This window comes from Pseudoruegeria sp. HB172150, assembly GCF_013184805.1.
In the GTDB taxonomy this organism is placed as follows: Bacteria; Pseudomonadota; Alphaproteobacteria; order Rhodobacterales; family Rhodobacteraceae; genus Psychromarinibacter.
In genome coordinates, this window is sequence record NZ_JAATNG010000002.1 from 129190 (window position 1) to 152519 (window position 23330).

At 65.2% G+C, this 23330-nt stretch carries 18 protein-coding genes; 10 read left to right on the plus strand and 8 right to left on the minus strand.

All coding sequences use genetic code 11. From position 1 onward, the window contains the following. Nucleotides 1–68: 68 nt before the first annotated feature. A complete protein-coding gene (locus HCO70_RS12335) occupies nt 69–689 on the minus strand; it encodes a class I SAM-dependent methyltransferase (RefSeq protein ID WP_172296540.1) in 621 nt (206 codons plus the stop codon). A gap of 131 nt (nt 690–820) precedes the next feature. On the opposite strand from HCO70_RS12335, the gene HCO70_RS12340 reads away from it, so the two are divergent. The 3 genes from HCO70_RS12340 (at nt 821) to HCO70_RS12350 (ending at nt 2324) form a co-directional block, all read left to right on the plus strand. Continuing rightward, on the plus strand, nt 821–1126 hold the full coding sequence (locus tag HCO70_RS12340; protein ID WP_172296542.1) for a DUF4389 domain-containing protein: 306 nt from the start codon (nt 821–823) through the stop codon (nt 1124–1126). 105 nt (nt 1127–1231) lie between these two features. Next, nucleotides 1232–1501: a DksA/TraR family C4-type zinc finger protein gene (locus HCO70_RS12345; protein WP_172296544.1), complete on the plus strand. Its 270-nt coding sequence runs from the start codon at nt 1232–1234 to the stop codon at nt 1499–1501. Between the two features lie 685 nt (nt 1502–2186). After that, on the plus strand, nt 2187–2324 hold the full coding sequence (locus HCO70_RS12350; protein WP_172296546.1) for a hypothetical protein: 138 nt from the start codon (nt 2187–2189) through the stop codon (nt 2322–2324). A gap of 54 nt (nt 2325–2378) precedes the next feature. On the opposite strand, the gene HCO70_RS12355 is transcribed toward HCO70_RS12350, so the two are convergent. Together HCO70_RS12355 and HCO70_RS25100 are read right to left on the minus strand one after the other, a co-directional pair. Continuing rightward, the gene (locus HCO70_RS12355) at nt 2379–3080 is read right to left on the minus strand and encodes a VWA domain-containing protein (RefSeq protein ID WP_172296548.1); all 702 of its coding nucleotides are present in this window, start codon (nt 3078–3080) and stop codon (nt 2379–2381) included. A gap of 339 nt (nt 3081–3419) precedes the next feature. Continuing rightward, entirely contained in the window at nt 3420–5414 is a 1995-nt protein-coding gene (locus HCO70_RS25100) for an acyltransferase family protein (RefSeq protein ID WP_172296550.1), read from the minus strand. A gap of 536 nt (nt 5415–5950) precedes the next feature. Here HCO70_RS25100 and HCO70_RS12365 point away from each other — a divergent pair. Then, complete coding sequence (locus HCO70_RS12365; RefSeq protein ID WP_172296552.1) at nt 5951–7471, plus strand: pentapeptide repeat-containing protein; 1521 nt, start codon at nt 5951–5953, stop codon at nt 7469–7471. Nucleotides 7472–7480: 9 nt separating this feature from the next. On the opposite strand, the gene HCO70_RS12370 is transcribed toward HCO70_RS12365, so the two are convergent. Continuing rightward, nucleotides 7481–9304 (minus strand): M3 family oligoendopeptidase, encoded by a 1824-nt coding sequence (locus HCO70_RS12370; RefSeq protein WP_172296554.1) that lies wholly within the window; start codon nt 9302–9304, stop codon nt 7481–7483. Between the two features lie 234 nt (nt 9305–9538). Here HCO70_RS12370 and HCO70_RS12375 point away from each other — a divergent pair, with 234 nt between their 5' ends. Continuing rightward, nucleotides 9539–10252, plus strand: a complete 714-nt coding sequence (locus HCO70_RS12375; protein ID WP_172296556.1) for a DNA helicase — start codon at nt 9539–9541, stop codon at nt 10250–10252. A gap of 39 nt (nt 10253–10291) precedes the next feature. Here HCO70_RS12375 and HCO70_RS12380 read toward each other — a convergent pair whose 3' ends face one another. After that, the gene (locus HCO70_RS12380) at nt 10292–11884 is read right to left on the minus strand and encodes an ATP-dependent DNA ligase (protein ID WP_172296558.1); all 1593 of its coding nucleotides are present in this window, start codon (nt 11882–11884) and stop codon (nt 10292–10294) included. Nucleotides 11885–11951: 67 nt separating this feature from the next. Continuing rightward, nucleotides 11952–12962 carry a ligase-associated DNA damage response exonuclease gene (locus HCO70_RS12385; RefSeq protein WP_172296560.1) on the minus strand — a complete coding sequence of 337 codons (1011 nt, stop codon included), beginning with the start codon at nt 12960–12962 and terminating at the stop codon, nt 11952–11954. Nucleotides 12963–13177: 215 nt separating this feature from the next. Here HCO70_RS12385 and HCO70_RS12390 point away from each other — a divergent pair, with 215 nt between their 5' ends. Genes HCO70_RS12390 through HCO70_RS12405 form a run of 4 tightly spaced genes read left to right on the plus strand, consistent with a single transcriptional unit; the run spans nt 13178 to nt 17131 of the window. Continuing rightward, the gene (locus HCO70_RS12390; protein WP_172296562.1) at nt 13178–14605 is read left to right on the plus strand and encodes a circularly permuted type 2 ATP-grasp protein; all 1428 of its coding nucleotides are present in this window, start codon (nt 13178–13180) and stop codon (nt 14603–14605) included. A gap of 4 nt (nt 14606–14609) precedes the next feature. Then, nucleotides 14610–15563 (plus strand): alpha-E domain-containing protein, encoded by a 954-nt coding sequence (locus HCO70_RS12395; RefSeq protein WP_172296564.1) that lies wholly within the window; start codon nt 14610–14612, stop codon nt 15561–15563. Further along, on the plus strand, nt 15560–16372 hold the full coding sequence (locus tag HCO70_RS12400) for a transglutaminase family protein (RefSeq protein WP_172296566.1): 813 nt from the start codon (nt 15560–15562) through the stop codon (nt 16370–16372). Before HCO70_RS12395 ends, HCO70_RS12400 begins: the two co-directional genes overlap by 4 nt. 33 nt (nt 16373–16405) lie before the next feature. Beyond that, nucleotides 16406–17131 (plus strand): peptidase, encoded by a 726-nt coding sequence (locus HCO70_RS12405; RefSeq protein ID WP_172296568.1) that lies wholly within the window; start codon nt 16406–16408, stop codon nt 17129–17131. A 247-nt stretch (nt 17132–17378) separates the two neighbouring features. Here the strand turns inward: HCO70_RS12405 and HCO70_RS12410 are convergent, their stop codons facing one another. Further along, the gene (locus HCO70_RS12410; protein WP_172296570.1) at nt 17379–18062 is read right to left on the minus strand and encodes an SIMPL domain-containing protein; all 684 of its coding nucleotides are present in this window, start codon (nt 18060–18062) and stop codon (nt 17379–17381) included. Between the two features lie 164 nt (nt 18063–18226). Between HCO70_RS12410 and HCO70_RS12415 the strand changes: the two genes are divergently transcribed. After that, on the plus strand, nt 18227–21997 hold the full coding sequence (locus tag HCO70_RS12415; RefSeq protein WP_172296572.1) for a hypothetical protein: 3771 nt from the start codon (nt 18227–18229) through the stop codon (nt 21995–21997). Nucleotides 21998–22119: 122 nt separating this feature from the next. Here HCO70_RS12415 and hppD read toward each other — a convergent pair whose 3' ends face one another. Continuing rightward, nucleotides 22120–23220 (minus strand): 4-hydroxyphenylpyruvate dioxygenase, encoded by a 1101-nt coding sequence (gene hppD / locus HCO70_RS12420; protein ID WP_172296574.1) that lies wholly within the window; start codon nt 23218–23220, stop codon nt 22120–22122. Between the last annotated feature and the right edge of the window lie 110 nt (nt 23221–23330).

A 23330-nucleotide genomic window follows, 5' to 3' on the forward strand; every position in this document is an offset into this window, starting at 1 on the left:
TCAGACGTTTGCGCTATCACGCCTGGAATCAATGGGTTAGAAGGCGTCCCCATGGGGACGCCCCGAATTCAGAGCTTCCGGAACACCATCACCAGCCCCAGATCGTCCCTGTGAGGATGGTCGGCCCCCTCATAAATCGGGATCTCCCGGAAGCTCACCGGCGTGATCCGCCCCTTCGCCACCAGCGCCGCCAGGGTCGAACCGAAGCCCATCCCGTCATAGACCGGCGGGATCGTCCCGCAGACGAACAGCGCGCCCGGCCGGGTGATCCGAAGCAGCTCCGGCAGGCACTGCGGCCCGACATGGCCATGGGTGAAGGTCCCGCAGGAAGTGACGCCGCCGTAGACCCCGTCCGGGATCGCCAGCGGCTTCATCAGGTCGCCGAGGATCCGGCGGCGGTAGAGCCCCTTCTTCTCGGCCACCGCCAGCATCTCGGGCGCGATGTCGATGCCGTCGGTGGTGAAGCCCTCGAGGCTTTCCGCCACCAGCCCGGTCCCGGCGCCGATGTCCAGCACCGGCTGGTTTTCCTTCGCCTCGCTCGCGAAGATCCCCGCGATCTCGCGCGGCGCGATATAGCCCCAGGCGGTGCCGAAGCTGCTGTCGTAGGTCTCGGCCCAGCTGCCGTAGAGGCGCTTGGCGTCATCCGGCCCGTTGATTTCGTAGGCGCGGTCGAGATCGTAGTCCTGCATCGGGGCTGCTCCTTCGGGTTGGCTTGCCATGGCTTATCGGGGCCATATGACGGTTTTGCAACGGCAGCACGATCTTGCGTCTTGGGCGGCGGGGTTTCACACTCGGGCGGGTCAGCCGAGGAGGGATCGGGATGGATCGAGACGAGGACAGGTTCGAGGGCCGGATCACCGGGCCGCAGTTCGAGCCGGAAAAGAAGGACAGCCTGGGCCTGCGGCTGATCTATGTGATCCTGATCGCGGTGCTTCTTTATGTGGGGAATTTCGCGCTGGGCGTGGCGACCATCGTGCAGTTCGTGGTGATGCTTCTGAACAAGGGCGAGCCGAACGAGCGGCTGGCGGAATTCGGGGAGAGCCTGGGCATCTGGATCGCCAAGGCGGCGCGGTATCAGACCGGGGCGAGCGAGGTGAAGCCGTGGCCCTGGACCGAGCTGGATTGAGGGCGTCCCCATGGGGACGGGGGGTCAAGTCATTGATTTCAGGCGTGTTAGCGCTAACCTACGGTTGGGACGATGTGCGGACGCGCCGGGAAAGGGAGGCCCAGAATGGCCGGCGGATGGTCGCGCGACGGCGCGGTGAATGAACAGATCGAGGCCTCGGTCGCCGAGGAACTGGAGCGGATGCGCGCGCGGCGCGGGCCGGTGGGCGAAAGCCTGACGGAATGTGCCGAATGCGGAGAGGAGATCCCGGAGAAACGCCGTCTGGCGCTGCCGGGCGTGAAGCTTTGCATCGATTGTCAGCAGGAGCGGGACGCGGGCTTCAAGGCGCGCCCGGGAATCAACCGGCGGGGCTCGAAGGACAGCCAGCTGAAGTGATGCGTCCGGTGTCACGGGGCGTACACAGAATGTACACGAGGGTACTGGCGCAGCTGGCATGGTGCGCCGTGGTCCTGCGCCACGGTCGGAAACCCAATGTGTGATTTTGGTGGCGTGGTGGAAGGCGGGCAGATTGCCCACCCTTGTCCCTATCGGTACTGAAAAAAATGTATTCGGCAGCCGAGACCACGGCTACCCTTGAGCCAGAGCCCGTCTTGTCGCGTGGGGCTCGTCTGCCGACCGACGTTTAACCGGAACAGCTGCCGGGGACTGGCGCACCACCGGCCTATCCACGATCAATTCGGCTGATTGAAGCGAAATGGACTGCCGATCACATCGATTTCATGCCGCGACGGGTGTTGTGCTTGTTCCGGAGGCACAAACCTTTACCCTCGTCAGAACCGGGCGCCCGATATGATTGACGGGTACCGTTGTTGGGAGAAATAGATTGGGATCTTCGCGAATGACCCTGAATAGATTTTTGACGAAGTTAGTGTCGGGGGTTGCGTTGTCGTGTGCCGCCGCAATTCCAGTGCTTGCGCAGGAAAGCGACGCCAAGGCATGCGAGGTTACGGGAGCTTCGGAGTACGTTTCAATCGCTCTCTGTCCTGCGGGCCTGACGCACGAAGAGCTTGGCGCTGCCGGCCGGGAGGTTTGCGGGGAGCGTGAACCCTGCGGTGTGTGGATGTGGGACAGTGCCGAAGATATGCCCGCCGAGGCGCCCATGAACCATGACGGGCTGAGCAAGGATGCGGTGCGGACTGCGCTTGGTGTCTGGGTGAACGAAAAGCAGCAACTGATCGCCATCCGGCAGCTGGACTAAAGAAAAGGGGCCGGCTACCCGACCGGCCCCCCGTCTTTACAACGCCAGGCGTTGTCAGCTGGATTTTTTCCGGCGCCGGCCAAGGAAGCCGAAGATGCCGAGGCCGCTGGCGATCAGCGGCAGCGAGGCCGGAAGCGGCACCGCGCTTGGATTGTTGTCCGGATCGGTCGAGTCGATCACCTTCTGGACCTTCGACTTGATCGCGGCTTCAAAGCCCTCGAAGGTGTCCACCTTGATGATGAAGCTGTCCTCCAGCGGGTTCGGCAGAGCATCGCCCGCGTTCAGGACCTGAACGGTGCCCGGGAACGCGACAGGCTCCAGTACCGAGGTGCTGGCCGAGGTTGTCACCGCCTCGAAATTGAGGCTGTCCCATCCGTTGGCTGCCAGCGCGGCGGCTTCCGGCGAGAAGGTGCTGGAGACACCGTCGGTAACCACGTTGACCAGCCCCACCGTGTCGCCGATGTCGCCGTGCAACAGGTCGATCAGGGTCAGCGCCTGGCCGATGTCTGTGCCTCCGCCCTGATTGTCATAATCCTGGATAGTCGTCTGGACAGCGGCAAGAGTAGCAGAGCTGTCGATCACTGTCGGAGACAGGACGGTGTTGGCCGGTCCCGAGCTGAAGGCGACAACGGTCACTTCGTAGGTGCTGTCGGTCGGCAACTGCGCGAGCGCGGCGGCGAGACCGTTCTGGATGAAGTCGAATTCGGTGTCATCGACACTGCCAGACTCGTCCAGAGCAAAGGCCAGTTTCGTCACCGCATGTGCGGCAGGTGACAAGACTGAATAGACTAGTGCGCAAGCACAAACTAGGAACAGATTTTTCATACTTTCCCCCAAGGTTCTCAATAATAATTGCGTGCGGAATATCCAAAGCTGCACGCCGTCCGAGGTTTCCAGAGGAATTGCCTTAAGGGAAGGATTTTGTTGGATATACTGTCTGGATTGCAACCAGAGGGATCCGATTTCAACCCAGGGTTTCCCGCATGTTAACCAATGCAATTGTTTTTCGGGGAACCGTTCCCGTTATTTGGTATATCCGCTCTATCTTTACCTTACGTAAGAACAGAATCGCATTCTGACAGTTCTTCCGAAGCTCTATCGCCTGGCCGCGTCATCGAATGCCACGGCAACCAGCGGCGCGATGACGGTACGGGCCGCGGTGGCCGAGAGATGGTCGTCGTCGGCATAGGCGGGACGGTCGCCGATGACGAGGGTGCACTGATCGCCGCAGAGGCCGGCAAGCGGATCGAGGAGGGTTGCGCCGGTCTTTTCCGCCGCGCCTGTCAGGATCTCCATGGTGCGCGCGCGTCTTTCGAGGACGGTCTCTGTAGCGGGACCCGGGGGGATCGGGTTGCCGCGGGCCAAGCTGCGGGCAAGGCGATCCGGTACGTTCCAGGCGAGTTCCGGCACCGGAGCGACGATGACGATGTTGCGGCCGGTTGCGGCAATCTCGGCGAGGGTCTGGTCGAGGCCGGCGGAGAAGACCGCGGCATTGCCCTGGGGCGAGGGCGGCCGCGTCGTGTCGCCGCGTCTGCGCAGGATCACATCGCTTCCGCTGCCGGGGCGGGTGCCCTCGACGGAGAGCGCCCAGCGGGCCGCGAGGATCACGGTTCCGAAATCATCGGTGTCCCGCAGGTGGGCCATGACCGCCGTGTTGAAATCAGCGCAGCCTGTGTTTTCCGACGCTCTGACGCGCTCGATGCCGATGACAGGCGGGCAGGCGAGGTGGGTCGCGACGGCGATCGCTTTCCCGGCGTCGGCGGCCGCCTTGTCGAAACCAGGCGACATCGCGTCGGCGTGGCTGTCGCCCCAGAGGAGGTAGTCGGCTCCTGTCCAGTCGGTAACGGTGTCGGCGGCGCCGATTACGCAGAGACCGTCCTTGGGGGTCCGTTCCAGACATTTGCGGCGGAACGGGTTTGTGTCATCGGCGCCGGCGAGCATCCGCAGGACATCCGGCTGATATCTCTGCGGCATGCCGTTCGTCAGGAAGAGCGCGGCGCCGGCGAGGCCCATCGCGGCGATGGCGATGGCGGAGAGCCCGAAGACGTCGCGGCGCCGGCGCAGAAGGCGGGTGTCGCGGAACGGAGTTTCGACGAAGCGGTAGGAGAGCCAGGCGAGGAGCAGCGACACCGCGATCCCGGCTGCGGCCTTCGCCGGGGGCAGGTGGACGGAGCCATGCTCGGCGCGCATCAGCGCGAAGACCGGCCAGTGCCAGAGGTAGAGCGAGTAGGAGATCCGGCCGATCAGCACGAGGGGCCGGAACTCGAGCAGGCGGGTCACGCGGCTGCGCGTTGTTCCGGCGCCGACAAATATCAGAGCGGCGGTGCCGAGAACCGGGGGCAGGGCGGTGAGGCCGGGGAAGGTCGTCTCGGCCGAATAGGCGATGGCGGGGACGAGGATCGCGAGGAGACCGGCCAGCCCGAGGAGACCGTTCGGCAGGGGAGTGAGGCGGTTTGTCGGACGCGCGACGGCAAGGAGCGCGCCGATGCCGAGTTCCCAGGCGCGCAGGTGGGGGAGGAAGAAGGCGGATCTCTGGGCGGTGTGGACCTTCGCTTCGGCGAGCCAGAACGAGCCGACGGTCAGGATGGCGAGGGCGGCAAGCAGGTAGGATCTTCGTGGGGCCCTGAAGAGTAGCCAGAGGAGGAGGGGGAAGACCAGATAGAACTGTTCCTCTACGGCCAGCGACCAGGTGTGCAGCATCGGGGCGAGTTCGGCCGCCGGAGTGAAATATCCGAAATAGCGCCAGAAGAATATGTTGGAGGCGAAGGCCGCGGTGGCGACGGCGCTTTTGCCGAGGGACTCGAAGGCGTCCGGGAACAGGATGAAGGCGCCGGCCAGCATCGTGGCCAGGGTCATCACGGTCAGCGCGGGCAGGATGCGGCGGGCGCGGCGTTCGTAGAATTTCCAGACGGAGAATCTCCCGCCTTCCAGGTCGGTGATCAGGATCGTGCAGATCAGGTAGCCGGAGATGACGAAGAAGACATCGACGCCGATGTAGCCGCCGCCGGCAAAGGGGAGGCCGGCATGGAACAGGACGACCGGGAGGATGGCGACGGACCGGAGGCCGTCGATATCGGCCCGGTACTTCACGCGCGTCGGTCTCGTCTGGGCTGGGTGCGCAATGCGGGGGTCCTGCGGCCGGCCTGTGTTCGGTTTTGGTCTTGTTGTGTCGCAGTCGCTTGGAGGTGTCCGTTGATACGGGCAGTCCCTGGATCGTTGCTAGCGGAAGGTTGGAGGCATATCAAGAACGGCGGTCGGCCAATACGCGGCAGGATTGAAATCGGCCCAGTGGTGGACAGACGATTCCGGGAAGCGACGAGACCTTTATGGGGTGGTTATCGTGCATCCCCGTTGAGTCCGTGGCTCATATACTGGTGATCGCGGGGACGTACCCGAAGATTTCAAGGTAGCAGCACTGAACACAGGTTCGCCTGTGCGTAGGGGCGCGTTTGAGGGCTGCCACGGTGCGATCGAAAGAGTAACGAGCTAGGCGTCTTTGGCATCGTCGGCACTTCCCCTGCGTAAATTACCATGTTCAAAATCTGCAGTTTCTATAGTAGTGTGGCCAGAACTTCACGATTCCAATAAGATTCTGATTTTTCTGCCAAATATTTGGGTTCTAGATCATGTCGGACGGATCCTCTTCAAAAATTCCGGAACATCAGCTCAAGGACGGACGCGGCGCATACCTGTCGGTAATAACGGTCTCGGTGTATTTTTTGGTGACCGTTTCGGGCGCAACGGATGCGGAGCTGATTGGAAACTCTCGCCAGGTCAATCTCCCTGTAATCAATATTCTCGTTTCCGGCGATAAATTCCTTTGGATCGTGCCGGTGACCATAGTGGGGTTTTTGGTATATTTGCACATTCTGGCCGTAAACGTATTCTCCTTTCTGGAGGGGAAGCTCGGCAGAAAGATTGATAATTACGACTTTTTCTCGGTTCCGCTGTATTTTCGGTGGATTTTCATTTTTCTCCCGCGAGTTTTAAAGGACAGAGTGCAGGTATATTTGTCCATATTGGCGCTCTATGCCGTACCTATTGTAAGTATATATTACGTTTGGTGGCGAACGCATTCACTTCATATCTCTCCTCTTTCAATGTTTCTTCTTTTATTGATGTTCGTGATTGCATGCATGTTCTTCGTCTCCCTCTTCATAATTGGAAGGATGGTAGAATTGAAGAGTTGGAGCGTATTTGTCTTTTCCTGTGCTCAGTTTTTCGTCCTCTTCCTTGTGCTTCTATTTGTAACGATTGTCCGTATCGAGGTGATGGACAGCACGGTTTTCGCCCGGGCCGAGTTAAGTCGTGGCAATCTCGTTCGTCGGCCGGAGGGATACGTTCCCAGGTTCGTCTGGGCCAGAAAATATCTGAAGGAAGCTGGAGTTACCAAAGACGATGATACGAACAGGCAAGCCGTCGAAGACACATGGTACCACACCCGAAAGTACTATCTTCTTGAGATGGCTCCATTGGAATTGGACCGTGTAGACTTGTCGGGCGCCAGGATGAACCATGCCTTCCTGGCAGGGATATATATGCGGTCTGCGGACTTTCGGCGATCTGTCTTAAACAATGCTGATATGGAGGATGTGGATGCGTCCAATTCCTCATTCGACGGCGCCGACCTAAGTGGCGCGCACCTAGAACAGGCGTTCCTGCGGCATAGTACATTCAAGGGGGCGCGCTTGATCAAAGCGGGTTTGGAGGAGGCGCGCCTTTCTTGTGCGAAGTTTGAAGACGCCGTCATGCATGAGGCACGTTTCGATGGCGCCTTCATGGACAGTACCGATTTCACCGGTGCAAACCTCGCCAATGCGTCGTTCAGGGGGGCCTACGGCAAGCGTGCGGACTTTCGCGGTGCGAAAATGGAGGGGGCAGACCTGGAAGGCGCTGTCCTGTGGCACGCGGACTTGTCGACGGCGACCGGCCTGACGCAGGAGCAATTGGACACAGCGGTCGGTGATGAGAACACGAAGCTGCCCCCCGGGCTTTCGATCAAGACATGCGTCGACAGCCTTCCTCACCCACCGTTGCCATACCGGAAGCAGTGGTGGCTTGAAGTAGGTTGGGTTCAGGATCGCATTCTGTGCAGCAGTGTGAAAACCGTGCCCTTAACCAAAAGCATCCCGTGCAGACAGGATTGACGCGCCGGTCTACCCCTCCATCGCCTCCAGTTCGTCGATGAACCCGGCGATCATGCCCAGGCCCTTGTCCCAGAATTTCGGATCGCTGGCATCGAGGCCAAACGGCGCGAGCAGTTCCTTGTGGTGCTTCGAACCGCCGGCTTTCAGCATCTCGAAATACTTGTCCTGAAAGCCCGCGTCGCCTTCCTCGTAGACGGCGTAGAGCGCGTTCACGAGGCCGTCGCCGAAGGCGTAGGCGTAGACGTAGAAGGGCGAGTGGACGAAGTGGGGAATGTAGGCCCAGAAGGTCTCGTAGCCGGGCATGAATTCGAACGCCGGGCCGAGGCTCTCGCCCTGGACGGACATCCAGAGCGCGTTGATGTCGTCCGGGGTCAGTTCGCCGGTGCGGCGGGCGTCGTGGAGCTTGCATTCGAAATCGTAGAAGGCGATCTGGCGCACGACCGTGTTGATCATGTCCTCGACCTTGCCGGCGAGGAGGACCTTTTTCTCGGTGTCGGATTTCGCATTGGCGAGGAGCTTACGGAAAGTCAGCATCTCGCCGAAGACCGATGCCGTTTCGGCCAGTGTCAGGGGTGTGCTGCTGAGCAGTTCGCCCTGGCCCGCGGCCAGCACCTGGTGGACGCCGTGGCCGAGTTCGTGGGCGAGCGTCATCACGTCGCGCGGTTTGCCGAGGTAGTTCAGCATCACGTAGGGGTGGACGTCGGTCACGGTCGGGTGGGCGAAGGCGCCGGGGGCCTTGCCGGGTTTGACGGCGGCGTCGATCCAGCCCTTGTGGAAGAAGGGTTCGGCGATCTCGGCCATCTTCGGGGCGAAGCCGGAATAGGCGTCGAGCACGGTCGCGGTCGCCTCGTCCCAGTCGACGGTGCGCTGTTCCTCCATCGGTAGCGGCGCGTTGCGGTCCCAGACCTGCAGCTTGTCGAGGCCGAGCCATTTGCGTTTCAACTCGTAATAGCGGTGCGAGAGCTTGGGGTAGGCGGCGACGACGGCGTTGCGCAGCGCCTCGACCACTTCGGGTTCGACGTGGTTCGCCAGGTGGCGGCCGTGCTGCGGCGACGGCATCTTGCGCCAGCGGTCTTCGATCTCCTTCTCCTTCGCAAGCGTGTTGTGGACACGGGCGAAGAGCTTGATGTTCTCGGCGAAGACGCGGGCGAGTTCATGGGCGGCTTCCTCGCGCCTGTCGCGCTCGGGCTCGGAGAGGTAGTTGAGCGTGCCCTCGATGCCCTGCTCCTCTCCCTCGACTGTGAAGGTCAGGCCGGCGAGCCATTCGTCGAAGAGCTTGTTCCAGGACGAGGCGCCGACGACGGACTGGTCGTGGAGGAAGCGTTCCAGCTCGTCCGAGAGCTGGTGCGGGCGCATGGCGCGGAGCCGGTCGAAGATCGGCTTGTAGCGGGCGAGGTCGGCGTTTTCCGCGAAGAGCGCGTCGAGATGCTCGTCGGGGATGCGGTTGATCTCGAGGCTGAAGAAGACCAGTGGAGTCGAGAAGGTGGTGATGCGGTCCTGCAGATCGGAGAGGAACTTGGCGCGTTCGGCATCGGTGGTCTGCTGGTAATAGCGGAGGCCCGCGAAGGACATGATGCGGCCGGAGACCATGTCGATCTTCTCGTGCCGCAGGACGCAGTCGAGCATGCCCTTGGCGTCGAGTTCGGTGAGTTTGCCCTCGTAATCGGCGGCGAAGGAGGCGCAGGCCTCTTCCAGCCAGTCCATGTCACGCTTCAGTTCCGGCGCGTCGGGGGCGGCGTAGAGATCGGTGAGGTCCCATTCGGGCAGGTCGCCGAGGTTCTTGCCTTTGCCCGAGGCGTTGGCGTCGAAGGCGGGGCTGGGGGCGGTGCGCATGGAATGTCCTTTCGCTCGGTCCCGGGTGACATATTTCCATGAACGGTTGGTTTCAAGCGAGGCTTGCGCAGGGGCAGGGCCGTGGCCTATGCATTGCGCAGGCCCGGCCCGGGCCTCCCTCCCTCCGATACGGGGCAGCAGCGGACCTGCGGGGCAACTTTCGGCACATGACCTGATCAGGGCCTGGCGCATGAGGAGGGGTTGCGATCTTCGCCCGTATCAGGAGGTGACCGGATGAAATTATCCGTTCCTATCTATCGGTTGAAACGCGAGGCGCGGCGGCTGTCGCGGGCGGAAGGCATTCCTCTGGCGGAGGCGCTGGACCGGATGGCGGCGCGCGAGGGGTTCGCGAGCTGGAGCCTGCTGGCCGCGCGGATGGCGGAGCAGGGGCCGGGGCGCAAGCTGCTGGCCGAACTTGCGCCGGGCGAGCTGGTGCTGGTCGCGGCGCGCCCGGGCCAGGGCAAGACGCTGCTGGCGCTGGAGGTGCTGGCCGAGGCCGTGGCGGCCGGGCGGCGCGGCTGGTTCTTTACGCTTGAGTATACCGAGGCGGATGTGGCTGAGCGGCTGCGCGACATCGGCGCCGGGTTGGCGGGGCTGCAGGGCGGGCTGTCCGTGGATTGCTCGGACGCGATCTCGGCCGACTACCTCTTGCAGGTTGCTTCTGCTGCGGAGCGCGGGTCGGTGGTCGTGATCGACTACCTGCAATTGCTGGATCAGCGGCGGGAGTTACCGGAACTGTCAAAACAGGTGGAGCGGCTGGCGGCCTTCGCGCGGGAGACCGGGGCGGTGGTGCTGCTGATCTCGCAGATCGACCGGCGCTTCGATGCGGTGTCGGGGCGGCTGCCGGGGATGGCGGATCTGCGGCTGCCGAACCCGGTGTCTTTGCAGGCGTTTTCGCGTGCGTGCTTCCTGCATGACGGGGAGATGCGGCTGGAGGCCGTGGCGTAGGGTCGTTCCTGGGGCCGGGCGGTTTCGGACCGTCCGGCCCTAGCCGTAGGCTTCCAGCATCTGCTTCAGGTCGTCCAGCGTGTTCGCCTCGCCCGGCGGCTTGTCGTGGCGCCAGCGCGCCATGCGGGGAAAGCGCAGCGCCACGCCGGATTTGTGGCGGGTGCTTTTCTGGATGCCTTCAAAATGGATCTCGAACACATGCTCGGGCTTCACCGCGCGGACGGGGCCGTAGCGTTCCAGCGTGTTGCGGCGGACCCAGGCGGTGATCCGGCGGAATTCCTCGTCGGTGAGGCCGGAATAGGCCTTGGTGAAGGGCACCAGCTGATCGCCGTCGCGGACCGCGAAGGTGAAGTCGGTGAATAGGTTGGCGCGGCGTCCGTGGCCGGACTGGGCATAGATCATCACCGCGTCGATGGAGAGGGGATCAACCTTCCATTTCCACCAGTCGCCCTTCTTGCGGCCGGTGAGGTAGGGGCTGTCGAGGCGTTTGAGCATCAGGCCCTCGGCGCCGTGGTCGCGGGATCTGGCGCGCGTTTTGGCGAGGTCGTCCCAGTCTGCGGCGTCGATACGGGGGGAGAGGCGGATCGGGGCGTCTTTCGGGAGGTTTCCGGTGAGGGTTTCCAGGAGGGCGCGGCGCTCTGCCATCGGGCGGCTGCGGATGTCCTCGCCCTGCCATTCGAGGAGATCGTAGGCCTTCAGGATCACCGGCGCCTCGGTCAGGAGTTTCTTCGGTACGGTCTTGCGGCCGATGCGTTTCTGCAGGGCGGAGAAGGGCAGCGGGGCGTCGCCGGTCCAGGCGAGGATTTCGCCGTCCATCACTGTGCCGTCGGGGACGAAATCGAGCGCGGCGGCGAGTTCGGGGAAGCGGTCGGTCATCAGTTCCTCGCCGCGGGACCAGACGTGGTGGGTGCCGCCGCGCAGGACGAGCTGGCCGCGGATGCCGTCCCATTTGCGCTCGGCCAGCCAGTTGGTGACGGGGCCGAGCGTGTCGGGCGGATCCTCCAGCTGGTAGGCAAGGTAGAAGGGGTAGGGGCGGGACAGGTCCTCGGCCGGGTCGGGGGAAAGGATGAGGGTTTCGTAGGTGGTCGTGTCGGGGGTCCAGTCGCCCATCAGGCGGTGGGCGAGGTCGGGCTCGTCGATGCCGGTCGCCTGCGCCAGCGCGCGGGTCATCAGCTTTCGGCTGACGCCGACGCGGAAGCCGCCGGTGAGGAGCTTGTTGAAGAGGAAGCGCTCGGTGGCGTCGAGCTGGTCCCATGCGTCGAGGATGAGCTGTTTTCGGGCGGGTTCGTCGACGGTCGGAAGCGTGCGGATCTGGGCGATCCAGTGGGTCAGAGAATTGTCGGAGCCGTGCGATTGCGGCGGCAGGACAAGGGCGATGGTTTCGGCGAGGTCGCCGGTGATGGCGTAGGACTCTTCGAACAACCAGAGCGGGATTCCGGCGCGTTCGGAGGCCCATTCGCGCAGGATTGTCGCATTCACCGTGCGCTTGGGGCGGCGGCCGGAAAGGAGCGCGATGGTCCAGAGACGGTCTGGCTCGGGCGCTTCGGTGAAATAGTCGGCCAGCGCCTCGACCTTGGCGGTGGTGCGGGTGGTCTGGTCGAGCCGGGTGAAGAGGGCGGCGAAGCGTTTCATGGTGCGCTTGCCTGTGATTGGGTTTGCTTCAGCTTCCGGCTCACCCAAGCAGATCGGCCGGTCTGGTTCATGCGGCGTCCTCGGGGTCGGTGTCGAGGCTTTCGCCTTCGAACTCGGTCTCGACCACGGCGGCGTCGTAGCCCTGTTCTTCCAGCCAGCGGCGGAACTGTGAGGTGTAGCCGTGGGTGACGAAGATGCGCTCGGCGCCGGTTTCGGCGATGGCGGCGTTCAGGCCGTCCCAGCCGGCATGATCGGACATGACGAAACCGCGGTCGGCGGCGCGGCGGCGGCGGACGCCGCGGAGGCGCATCCAGCCGGACGCGAAGCCGCTGGAGGTCTGGCCGAAGCGGCGTATCCAGGGAGTGCCGAGCGCGGAGGGCGTGGCGAGGACGAGGGCGTTCGGGTGATCCTTGGAGTTCAGGTCGGGAGTGACCGGGATGGTGTCGGGGAGCGCGATGCCCTGCGCGCGCATCACCGCGTTGGTGTTCTCGACGGCGCCGTGGGTGAGGACGGGACCGATGGACTGGTCGAGCAGACATAGCAGGCGCTGGGCCTTGCCGAGAGCGTAGGCGCCGAGGACGGGGGTGCGGCCCTGGGCGAGGCTGTCGGACCACCACGCGTTGATGGCGGCGGCGGTTTCGGCCTGCGGCGCCCAGGTGAAGACCGGCAGGCCGAAGGTGCATTCGGTGATGAAGGCGTGACAGCGCACCGGCTCGAACGGGTCGGACAGGCCGTCGGCTTCGGTCTTGTAGTCGCCGGAGACGACCCAGACCTCGCCCGCCACCTCGACGCGGATCTGGGCGGAGCCGGGGACGTGGCCGGCGGGGTGGAAGGAGACGGTGGCATCGCCGATGGTCAGCGTCTCGCCGTAGCGGATCGTGTCGAGGGCGATGTCGCCGAGGCGGTGACGGATCACCGGGGCGGCAAGATCGGTGGCGAGGTAGCGGTCATGGCCGGGGCGGGCGTGGTCGGAATGGCCGTGGGTGATCAGCGCGCGATCCACCGGACGCCACGGGTCGATGTGGAAATCGCCGGCGGGGCAGTAGATGCCGGAGGGGGTGAAGGACAGCACGCTCATGCGGCAGAGGATAGCGCGGGCGGCGGCGCGTGGAAGGCCGGGGCCGCCGGGCCGGCCGAGCGGGTCGATTTTCGCGGGATTTGCGCTAGATGCCCTGAGATGAGGGTAACCTGCCGCTACGGCGCTGCACAAACCATGGGCAGCAAAACGTTCCACCGTACCGACCGCGTTCGGGGAGGCTTGCACTTCGCGGCGCGGCTTGTGAGAGTGGATGCATGAACAAACCCGCGACGCCGCAGTATTTCAACGAGATGGAAGTAGGCGGTGCCGTGCGCGCGCCTTATTCCGGGCTCCAGGACTGGATCAGCCAGATGCCGGTGGAGTTGCGCAATCTCAAGCAGCACGAGGCGGAGAACCTGTTCCGCCGCATCGGAATCACCTTTGCCGTTTATGGCGAGGGGGGCGATCCGGACCGGCTGATCCCGTTCGACATGTTCCCGCGCGTCTTTTCCAACGACGAGTGGCGCAAGCTGGAGCGCGGCATCAAGCAGCGGGCGCGCGCGCTGAACGCGTTCCTGGTCGATGTCTACGGGCGCGGCGAGATCGTGAAGGCGGGAAAGATCCCGGAGCGGCTGGTCTATACCAACGAGGCCTATGAGAAGGCGGTTGTGGGCTTCCTGCCGCCGCGCGGGGTCTACAGCCATATCGTGGGCATCGACCTGGTGCGGGTGGGGCCCGAGGAATTCTACGTGCTGGAGGACAATTGCCGGACGCCGTCGGGCGTGTCCTACATGCTGGAGAACCGCGAGATCATGATGCGCATGTTCCCGCAGCTGTTCCAGGAGAATCGGATCGCGCCGGTGGAACGCTATCCGCGCGCGCTGAAGCGGACGCTGGCCTCTGTCGCGCCGCAGAAATGCGAGCACGAGCCGCGCGTGGTGATCCTGACGCCGGGCCATTTCAACAGCGCCTATTACGAGCATTCCTTCCTGGCCGACATGATGGGTGTCGAGCTGGTCGAGGGGCAGGACCTGTTCGTCGAGGGCGATTTCTGCTGGATGAAGACCACGGAGGGGCCGCAGAAGGTCGACGTGATCTATCGCCGGATCGACGATGCGTTCCTGGACCCGCTGTGCTTCCGCCCGGATTCGATGCTGGGCTTGCCGGGGCTGATGAACGTGTACCGCTCGGGCGGGGTGACCATCGCCTCGGCGCCGGGCGCGGGCGTGGCGGATGACAAGGCGATCTATACCTACGTGCCGGACATGGTGCGGTTCTACCTTGGCGAGGAGCCGATCCTGCAGAACGTGCCGACGTGGAAATGCGGGCGCGAGGACGATCTGAAATACGTGCTGCAGCACCTGCCGGAACTGGTGGTGAAGGAAGTGCACGGCTCTGGCGGCTATGGCATGCTGGTCGGGCCGAAATCCTCGAAGAGCCAGATCGAGGCGTTCCGCGCCAAGATCGAGGAGCGGCCGGACAATTACATCGCGCAGCCGACGCTGGCGCTGTCGACCTGCCCGACCTTTGTCGAGGAAGGCGTGGCGCCGCGGCATGTGGACCTGCGGCCCTATTGCCTGGTCGGCGAAGAGATCGAGCTTGTCCCCGGCGGCCTGACGCGGGTGGCCCTGACCGAAGGGTCGCTGGTGGTGAATTCGTCGCAGGGCGGCGGTGTGAAGGATACTTGGGTACTGGCGGAATGAGTGCATGCTGAGCCGGACGGCGGAAAACCTGTACTGGATCGGGCGTTATCTTGAACGGGCGGAGACCAATGCGCGGCTGCTGGAAGTGGGCGCCCGCAATGCGCTGATGCCGAATATCGGCGGCGGGTTCCGGAACGAGTGGGAATCGGTGCTGGAAGCCAGCGGCACGCGGCCGGATTTCATCGAGAAATACGGCGACGCGGTGCAGCGGAATATCGAAAGCCACATGTTCTTTGACAAGGACAACTCGTCTTCGGTGCTGTCCTGCATCTCGGCGGCGCGGGAGAACGGGCGGATCGTGCGCACCGCGATCACCGGGCAGGTCTGGGACGCGCTGAATGGCGCCTTCCAGGAACTGCGGGAGATGCAGCGGACCGAGCGCAGCCAGCTGCCCCTGAGTGACCTGATCGACTGGACGCGGCGGACGGTGGCGCTGGTGCGGGGCTCGGCCGGGGTGTCGATGCTGCGCAACGACGGCTATCACTTCGTCAGGCTTGGCGCCGCGGTGGAGCGCGCCGACAGCACGGCACGGCTGCTGGATGTGAAGTATTACGTGCTGCTGCCGGAGGTGACCTATGTTGGATCCGGCCTGGACAATTACCAGTGGACGACATTGCTGCGCGCGATCTCGTCCTACCGAGCGTTCGGCTGGGCTTATGGCGGCGAGATCACGGCGCGGAAAGTGGCGGATTTCCTGATCCTGAACCTGCAATGCCCGCGCTCGCTGCGGTCCTGCGTTCAGGAAGCCGATTCGAGCCTGGAGTTCCTGGCGCATATGTACCACCGGTCCACCGAGGCGCAGGAAGTGGCGCGGAACCTGATGGGCGAGCTGGCCGAAGCGCATGTGGAAGACGTGTTCCAGGAGGGGCTGCACGAGTTCCTGACCCGGTTCGTCCAGAGCATCGCCGGGCTGAGTGAGGCGATCCATACCAGCTATCTGACGGGGCGGGTGGCATGAAGCTGAACGTGTCGCACAAGACGGTCTACCGTTTCGAGGAGATGATACGCGGCGTGGTGCAGAGCCACCGGCTGGTGCCCACGGATTGCGAGAACCAGCGGGTGCTGGAATGGACCGTCCATGTCGAGGGCAGCGAGGTCGGCGCGGGTTTTCGCGATGGCGCCGGCGACTGGGTGCAGACAGTGTCGCTGCGCCGCGAGGTGGCGGGGTTGTGCGTCGAGGTCAGTGGCGAGGTCGAGACGCAGGACCTGTCGGGCGTGCTGAAGGGGCACCGGGAATCGGTGCATCCCGCCGTCTACCTGCGACCTTCGCGGGCGACGGCGCCGAGCCGGGCGATCCGGCAGATGGCGGAAGCGGCCGTGGAGGGCGAAGGCGCGATCCTGGCCAAGGCGCATGCGCTGTCGCGCACGGTGGCGGAGACGGTCGAATACCGGCCCGGCGAGACCGAGGCGAGCACCACCGCTGCGGAGGCGCTGGAGCATGGCTATGGCGTCTGCCAGGATCATGCGCAGATTCTCATCTCGGCGGCGATCGCGTCGGAAATCCCGGCGCGGTACGTGGCGGGCTACCTGTATAGCGAGTCGGGCGAGGAGATGGCCGAGGCTTCGCATGCCTGGGCCGAACTGTACGTCGCCGGGCTGGGCTGGGTCGGGTTCGACCCGTCGAACGAGTGCTGCCCGGACGAACGCTATATCCGGCTGGGATCGGGCTTCGACGCGACGGATGCGGCGCCGATACGAGGTGTCGCACATGGCGAGACCACGGAACATCTTGACGTGGAAGTAAGCGTCGGCCAAGTCCAGCAATAGGCGCGCGCGGCGCCTGGCTGGGAGTCGGTTTCCATGACCTATTGCGTGGGGCTTTTGCTGGATGCCGGCATGGTGCTGCTGTCGGATACCCGCACCAATGCGGGGCTCGACAACATCTCGACCTACCGCAAGATGTTCACTTTCGAGGAGCCGGGAGAGCGGGTGGTGGTGATTCTCACCGCCGGGTCGCTGAGCGTCACCCAGACCACCATCGCGCGGCTGGAAGATGCCATCGCGGATGACAGCGCCGATGCGCCGCCCTCTATCCTGAGCGCGGAATCGATGCTGCAGGTGGCGGAGATCGTGGGTGGCACGCTGTCCTCTGTGGCGGCGTCGATCGCGTCGAAGATGTCGGCCGGGTCGGAGAATGCCAGCGCCTCGATGATCGTGGCGGGGCAACGGAAGGGCGGCGCGATGCGGCTGTTCCTGATCTACCCGGAGGGCAACTTCATCGAGGCGACGACGGACACTCCGTTCCTGCAGATCGGCGAGCACAAGTACGGCAAGCCAATCCTCGACCGGGTGGTGCGGCCCGAGACGACGTTGTCGGACGCGCAGAAGGCGGTGCTGCTGAGCATGGATTCGACGCTGCGGTCCAACCTGTCGGTGGGGATGCCGCTGGACCTTGCCGTGATCGAGAGGGATGCCTGCAAGGTCACCTATCACCGCCGGATCGAGGCGCAGGACGAAGCGTTCCAGGCGATGTCGAACGCCTGGAGCCAGGCGCTGCGCGACAGCTTCCAGAAGATCGAGATCTGAGCCGGGCCGGGGAGTCGGCGGACGCGCTGCCGCGCGACGCTTGACCGACATTCTGGCCGGCGCGACGCCTTGTGCGGGCGTGGCGCCTGTGGCGTCGAGGGATTCGCGTATTTGGGACCAAGCGGAGCGGGCGGGAAGTTTGGGCCCCCGCCCGCGGTTTTGTCGGGGGCGTCGCCGGAGGGGGGGGGCTCGCCGCGCGGATCACGCGGCGAACCTGTTTTGTAACAGCTTGAAAGATTTCCGGTTTTCAGGGGGTCGCGATCTGGAACACGAGGGTGACGGCGGCACTGGTATCAACCTCGCCGGCGGCGATGGGCATCGCTTCGGCCGCGGCGAAACGCGCCAGAGGCTGCGGGCCGTTGCCGCCGCTTTCGCTCAGTTCCAGCACCGGGCCGAGCGTGATTCCCGCGGCCTCGGCATAGAGCTCAGCCTTGCGCCGGGCGTCGGCGACGGCGCGGCGGCGTGCCTCGTCCAGCGCGGGGACCGGATCCTGCAGGGCGAAGGAGAGGCCCCGGAAGGTGTTGGCGCCGGCATCGAGGGCGGCGTCTAGAGTGGTGCCGAGCGTGTCGAGATCCCGGACGCGGATGGTCAGGGTGTTGCCGGCCTCGTAGCCGGTGATCCTGGATTCCGCACCGCTGGCGGAGCGGTCGGATTGCAGCGGGAACAGGGTCAGGTCGCTGGTCTGCATGTCTGTGGCGGCGATCCCGGCCCCGGTCAGCGTTTCAAGCACGGCCGCGGTCGCGTCGGAGGTTGCGTCCATCGCGGCGGCGGCGGTTTCGGCGCGGCTGGTGACGCCGAGGGTGATCAGCGCCATGTCGGGGGCCGAAGCGACGCTGCCCTCGCCTGTGACGGTGAGGCGCCCTGGGTCGGCCTGCTGCGCCACGGCGGGCAGCGCGAGCAGCAAAGCGGCGAGGAGGGGGAGAATGCGCATGGTGCGGTTCCTTGTGTACGGGAGCACAGACATCCGTGTTGCGATGTGTTGCCGCAAGAGCGCACTGGTGTTTTACTTTCACTCGGCGGTTTGTTGCTATAGAAAGCCGTGGACACGGGGCTGCGACTCCCAAGCGCCTACCCAACACAGTATAGATCTGTCGCATGAAACCCAGTTTCGCCCTGAACCTAAGCCATGACGGAATAAGCCTTTTGCACCGCGCGCAGGCGGGCTGGCTGAGCGTGGGCGACGTGTCGCTGGACGCGCCCAACCTGATGGACGAGCTGGTTGTGCTGCGGCACACGGCGGCGGACCTGGAGGCGGGCGGGCTTTCGACCAAGCTGGTGATCCCGAATTCGCAGATTCTGTATACCGAAGTCGATGCGCCGGGACCGACGAAGTCCGACAGGATCGAGCAGATCAAGGACGCGCTCGACGGGCTGACGCCCTACGAGGTGCATGAGCTGGCTTTCGACTGGAAGGTAAGGAAGGGCAAGGTGCAGGTCGCGGCGGTGGCGCGCGACACGCTCGCCGAGGCCGAGACCTTTGCGATGCAGTACCGGTTCAATCCAGTCTCTTTCGTGGCGATACCGGCGAACGGCGATTTCGACGGCGAGCCGTTCTTTGGCGAGACGCAGCATGCGGAACGGCTGCTGGACGGGGCGCAGAAGGTCGAACGCGACAAGCGTCCGATCGTGGTGCTGGGGCAGCTCGGCGATGTCGAGGATCTGCCGGCGCCGGAGCCAAAGCCGAAGCGGGTGCCGAAACCGAAGCCCGACGTGCAGGCCGAAGAGGCGGTGGCCGAACCGAACGGTATGAGCCACGCGCTGGCCAATGGTGCGGTTCTGGAGCCGGTGCCGGAGGTGTCCGCCGATGCGGAGGGAACCGGTCCCGAGGCGGATATGCCGGTGTCGTTTTCGTCGCGGCGGCGCGCGGCGCAGCCGCTGAACGGTCATGCGGTGCCGCCCATGATGGAGGCCGCACCGCCGGTTGCGGAGGCCGAGGCGGAGACATCGGAGCCTTCGAAGGCCGCGCCCGAGCCGGTGGTCGAACCCGTCGCGGACGTGTCCGAGCCGGTGGCGAAGGCGCCGGACCCCGCGGACGCCGCGGACGACAAGTGGTATATGCCGCCAGTTACGGCGCGGTCGGTGCCCGCGGCGGATGATCCGCTGCCCGAGCCGGCGCGGAAGACGCCCAAGGTCGAGGAATTGCCGCCGGTGCCGGAACAGCGCGCGGATGTGGCGCCGTCCCGGCCCGGAGATCTGCCGCCGATTCCGCCGCGGCGCGGGCCGAAGCCCGAGGATATTGCGGGGATCGCGGCGAAGCGACTGGAGTCCGATGCGCCGGAAACCGGCGCGGAGGAGGTTTTGCCACCGGCGGGCGGGGACAGTCCGGCAATGCGTGCGGCGGCGGTCAATCCCGAGGCGCCGGAGCTGGCGAAGAAGGCCGACCCGGTGCTGGACAAGGTGCGCGACCCGCAGCCCGAGGAGGTGAAACCGGCCCGACGGTTCAGCCTGCGCCGGAAACGCGGCGAGGATGCGCCGACGTTGGCCGAGACGCTGAACCGGATGCGGGGTGGCGGCGCCGTGGCTGCGGTCTCTGCCCCCGCCAAAACGAGTCCCGCGCCTGCGCCTGCGGCGAGGGCGAAGACACCGGATCCGATGCCGCTGCCGAAGCCGGCGCCGGCCTGCAAGCCGCGCACGCCGGACATGTCGCGCCCGGTGACACCGTCGGCCAGCGAAGCCGAGGCGATGACCGTCTTCGGAGCCCGCGGCAAGCCGTTGCCAAAGCAGCGGCCGCGCTTTCTGGCGCCTGCGGGCGGACTGCTGCTGCTGGTCGTGCTGGGCGCTGTGGCCCTGTGGCTTACGTATTTCATGAACGACGTGGCCTCTGACTGGTTCGGCCTCCGGGGCGATCCGGAGGTGACCGAGATCGAAGAACCGGCGCCGACGATCCTGCCCGAGGCGCCGTCGGAGACGGCGACGTCCTCTGCGACCGAGGCGCCGGTAGCGCCGTCGGTGCCGATGCCCGGTGTCGAGGTAACGGCGCTGCAGCCGGAGATGGGCGAAGCACCTGCGGCAGCGGCGGAAGAGCCGGAGGCCGTCGAGACAACGCCGGAGCCGGTGGTGCCCGAAGCGGTGCCGGATGAGAGCCTGCTGGACGATGCCGTACCGGCGGATGGCGTGACGGCCGCGGTGGAAGAGGCGCTGGCGCCGGAGACCGAGCCCGAGGCAAGCGCCGTGCCGGAGGCCGATGGACCGGGGCCGGACGTGGCCACCTTCGCGCCGCAGCTTCCCGCGGGTTCGACGCCGGAAACGCCGGCCGTGCCGGAGCCGGGTGACGGCGGCACCGCGCACGACCCGCTGGAGATCGTGCGTCTGGACGTACCGCCCGCCGGCGAGGCGGCGCCGCAGGCCGAGGTCAGCGCGCCCGCGCCAGTGACAGCGGTTCCCGAGAACTCCGCGCCGCCGACCGCCGACGAGGCGGAGGCATTTTATGCCGAAACCGGCATTTCGGTGCGTGCACCGGACGCGGCCTCGAGCCCGGGGCTCGATCGGCTGGACGACGTTGTCCTGTCCTCGGCGGATCCCGATCTGGCGCCGCCGCCGTCTCGCGGCCTGCCCGAGACCGAGCATGCGGCGCCGGGCGTGGTGCTGCCCTTCGCGACAATGATGCCGCCGCTGCCGCCCGATATCGAGTTCGACCTGGATGAGCGCGGCCTGGTGCGGGCGACCGAGGATGGTGCGCTGACGCCGGACGGGATCGTGGTGTACCAGGGCGAACCTGCGGTGGTGCCGCCAGTGCGGCCGGGGACAGAGGTGCCGGAAAGCGAGGACGACGCGGCGCTTGAGCTCTTGCCGGAGGCGGAAACCTCGGACGTGGCACAGGAGCCGGAGACCGAGGTGGCCGCGGCGGAACCGGTGAACGTGCCCGAACTGCGGCCGGAAGATCTGGCCGAAGACGATGCCGCGCCGTCGGGAACGGTGGAGGACGAGTTCGACCTGGCCGAACCGGCGGACCTGATCAACATGGCTCCGCTGCTGGACCAGACCGACCTGGCCGAGGCCGACGAGCGGGCGCGGTTCGGTGGGCTGACACTGGACGAACTGGCCGGTGTGAGGCCGTCGCTGCGGCCCGGTGAGGATCTGGTGATCGTGGCGGCGGAACCGGAGGACGGGGCCGAACCCGAGGTTACGAGCGATGGCGCCGAAACCGACGCGGCGGTGACGCTGGCACTGGCGGAGACCTCGGCCGGCGCGCCGGAGACCGCGACCGATGCCGTACCGGGCGGCGATGCCGCGACGGACAGCGAGGCGGAAGCGGTGGCGGCGGATGTGCTCGCCTCGGCCTCCGTGGCCGATACCGAGAGCGCCGCCGACGGACCGCTGATCGACTTCGCCTCCGTGGTGCCGCCGCTGCGGCCGGGAGAAGGCGAAGACGGCGCGGGCGAGACCGCGCCAGCGGAAGAAGAGGCCGCGGCCACCGAAGAGACGCCCGATTTCTCTGACGCGACTGAACGGGCGGTCGATGTATCGCTGCTGCCGGCTTCGCGGCCGTCGAACTTTTCCGCCGTCGTCGAAAAGGCGCTGAAGGAGGCCGCTGCGGCGCCGCCGCCGCCGTCGCAGCCGGCGCCGAGCAATCCGTCGCCGGTGCCCGCGACCCCCGCTGTGCGAGCCCCGAGCATCCCGACCACGGCTGCAGTCGCCTCGACCGCAACCGAGGAGAACGCGCTTCGGCTGAACCGGGTGAACCTGATCGGCGTCTACGGTTCTTCCAGCAACCGGCGGGCGCTGGTGCGGCTGTCTTCGGGCCGCTACGTGAAGGTGCAGGTCGGGGACAACGTCGATGGCGGCCAGGTGGCGGCGATCGGCGACGACGAACTGCGCTACATCAAGAACGGACGGACGATCACGCTGGCGTTGCCGCAGGGGTGATCTGGGCTGTGGCCTCCCGCCGTTCTGCTTTCCTGTAACCTGGAATCAGTGCCGCCGGACCCCTGAGGACCCGGCGGCTCCGTGGTGGCAGTCACCCGGCCACGAGGGCCGGGATTCGGGAATTATTCCGCGGCGGTGTTCAGTACGCCGCGTTCGATCTGGTCCTGTTCGATGGATTCGAAGAGCGCTTTGAAGTTGCCCTCGCCGAAGCCGTCGTCGCCCTTGCGCTGGATGAACTCGAAGAAGATCGGGCCGATCACGGTTTTCGAGAAGATCTGCAGAAGGATCTTGGTCTCGCCGCCGTCGACCACGCCTTCACCGTCGATCAGGATGCCGTGCTTCTGCATCCGGTCGAGCGGTTCGTCATGGCCGGAGACGCGGTCGTGGCTCATCTCGTAATACGCGGCCGGCGGGGCGGGCATGAACTTGATGCCTTTCCCGGCGATGGCGTCGGTGGCGTCGTAGATGTTCTCGGTTCCCACTGCGATGTGCTGGATGCCCTCGCCATTGTAGCGCTTGAGGTATTCGACGATCTGGCCGGTTTCGCCGCGATCCTCGTTGATCGGGATCCGGATGCGGCCGCAGGGCGAGGTCAGGGCGCGGCTGGTGAGGCCGGTATACTTGCCCTCGATGTCGAAGAAGCGGATTTCGCGGAAGTTGAACAGGTCGCCGTAGAAGCGGAACCACGTGTCCATGTTGCCCTTGTGGACGTTGTGGGTCAGGTGGTCGAGATAGTAGAAGCCGACACCTTTGGGCTTCGACTGGGCGATCCAGTCGAATTCGCCGTTATAGGGCGAGCTTTCATAGTAGTCCTCGATGAAATAGATCAGCGAGCCGCCGATGCCGCGGATGGCCGGGACATCCATCGTCTTGCCGGGACCGTCGAAGGGTTCGGCACCCTTGGCAACGGCATGGTCGAAGGCGTGTTTCGCATCCACAACGCGCCAGGCCATAGAGGGGGCGCAGGGGCCGTGCGCTTCGACGAAGGTGCGGGCGTGGGAGCCGGGCTCGTCATTCAGAACGTAGGTGATATCGCCCTGCTGCCAGAGCTCGATGGCCTTGGTCTTGTGGTTGGCGGTGTGTTCGTAGCCCATGCGGGCGAACAGCTCGCGCAGCTTTTCCGGCTCGGGATGGGCGAATTCGACGAACTCGAAGCCGTCGGTGCCGGCCGGGTTCTTTTCGGTGATTTCGGATTTCGGGGCGTCGTGGGGGAAGGGACCCATGGCGCAGTCTCCTCTGTTCGGGCATTTGAGTCATTGTGACTCCGATTGCGCCGGGGGTCTGCGCGTTCTTGAGTGGTGCTGTGTTGGATTGTGCGGGAAATTGACAATAC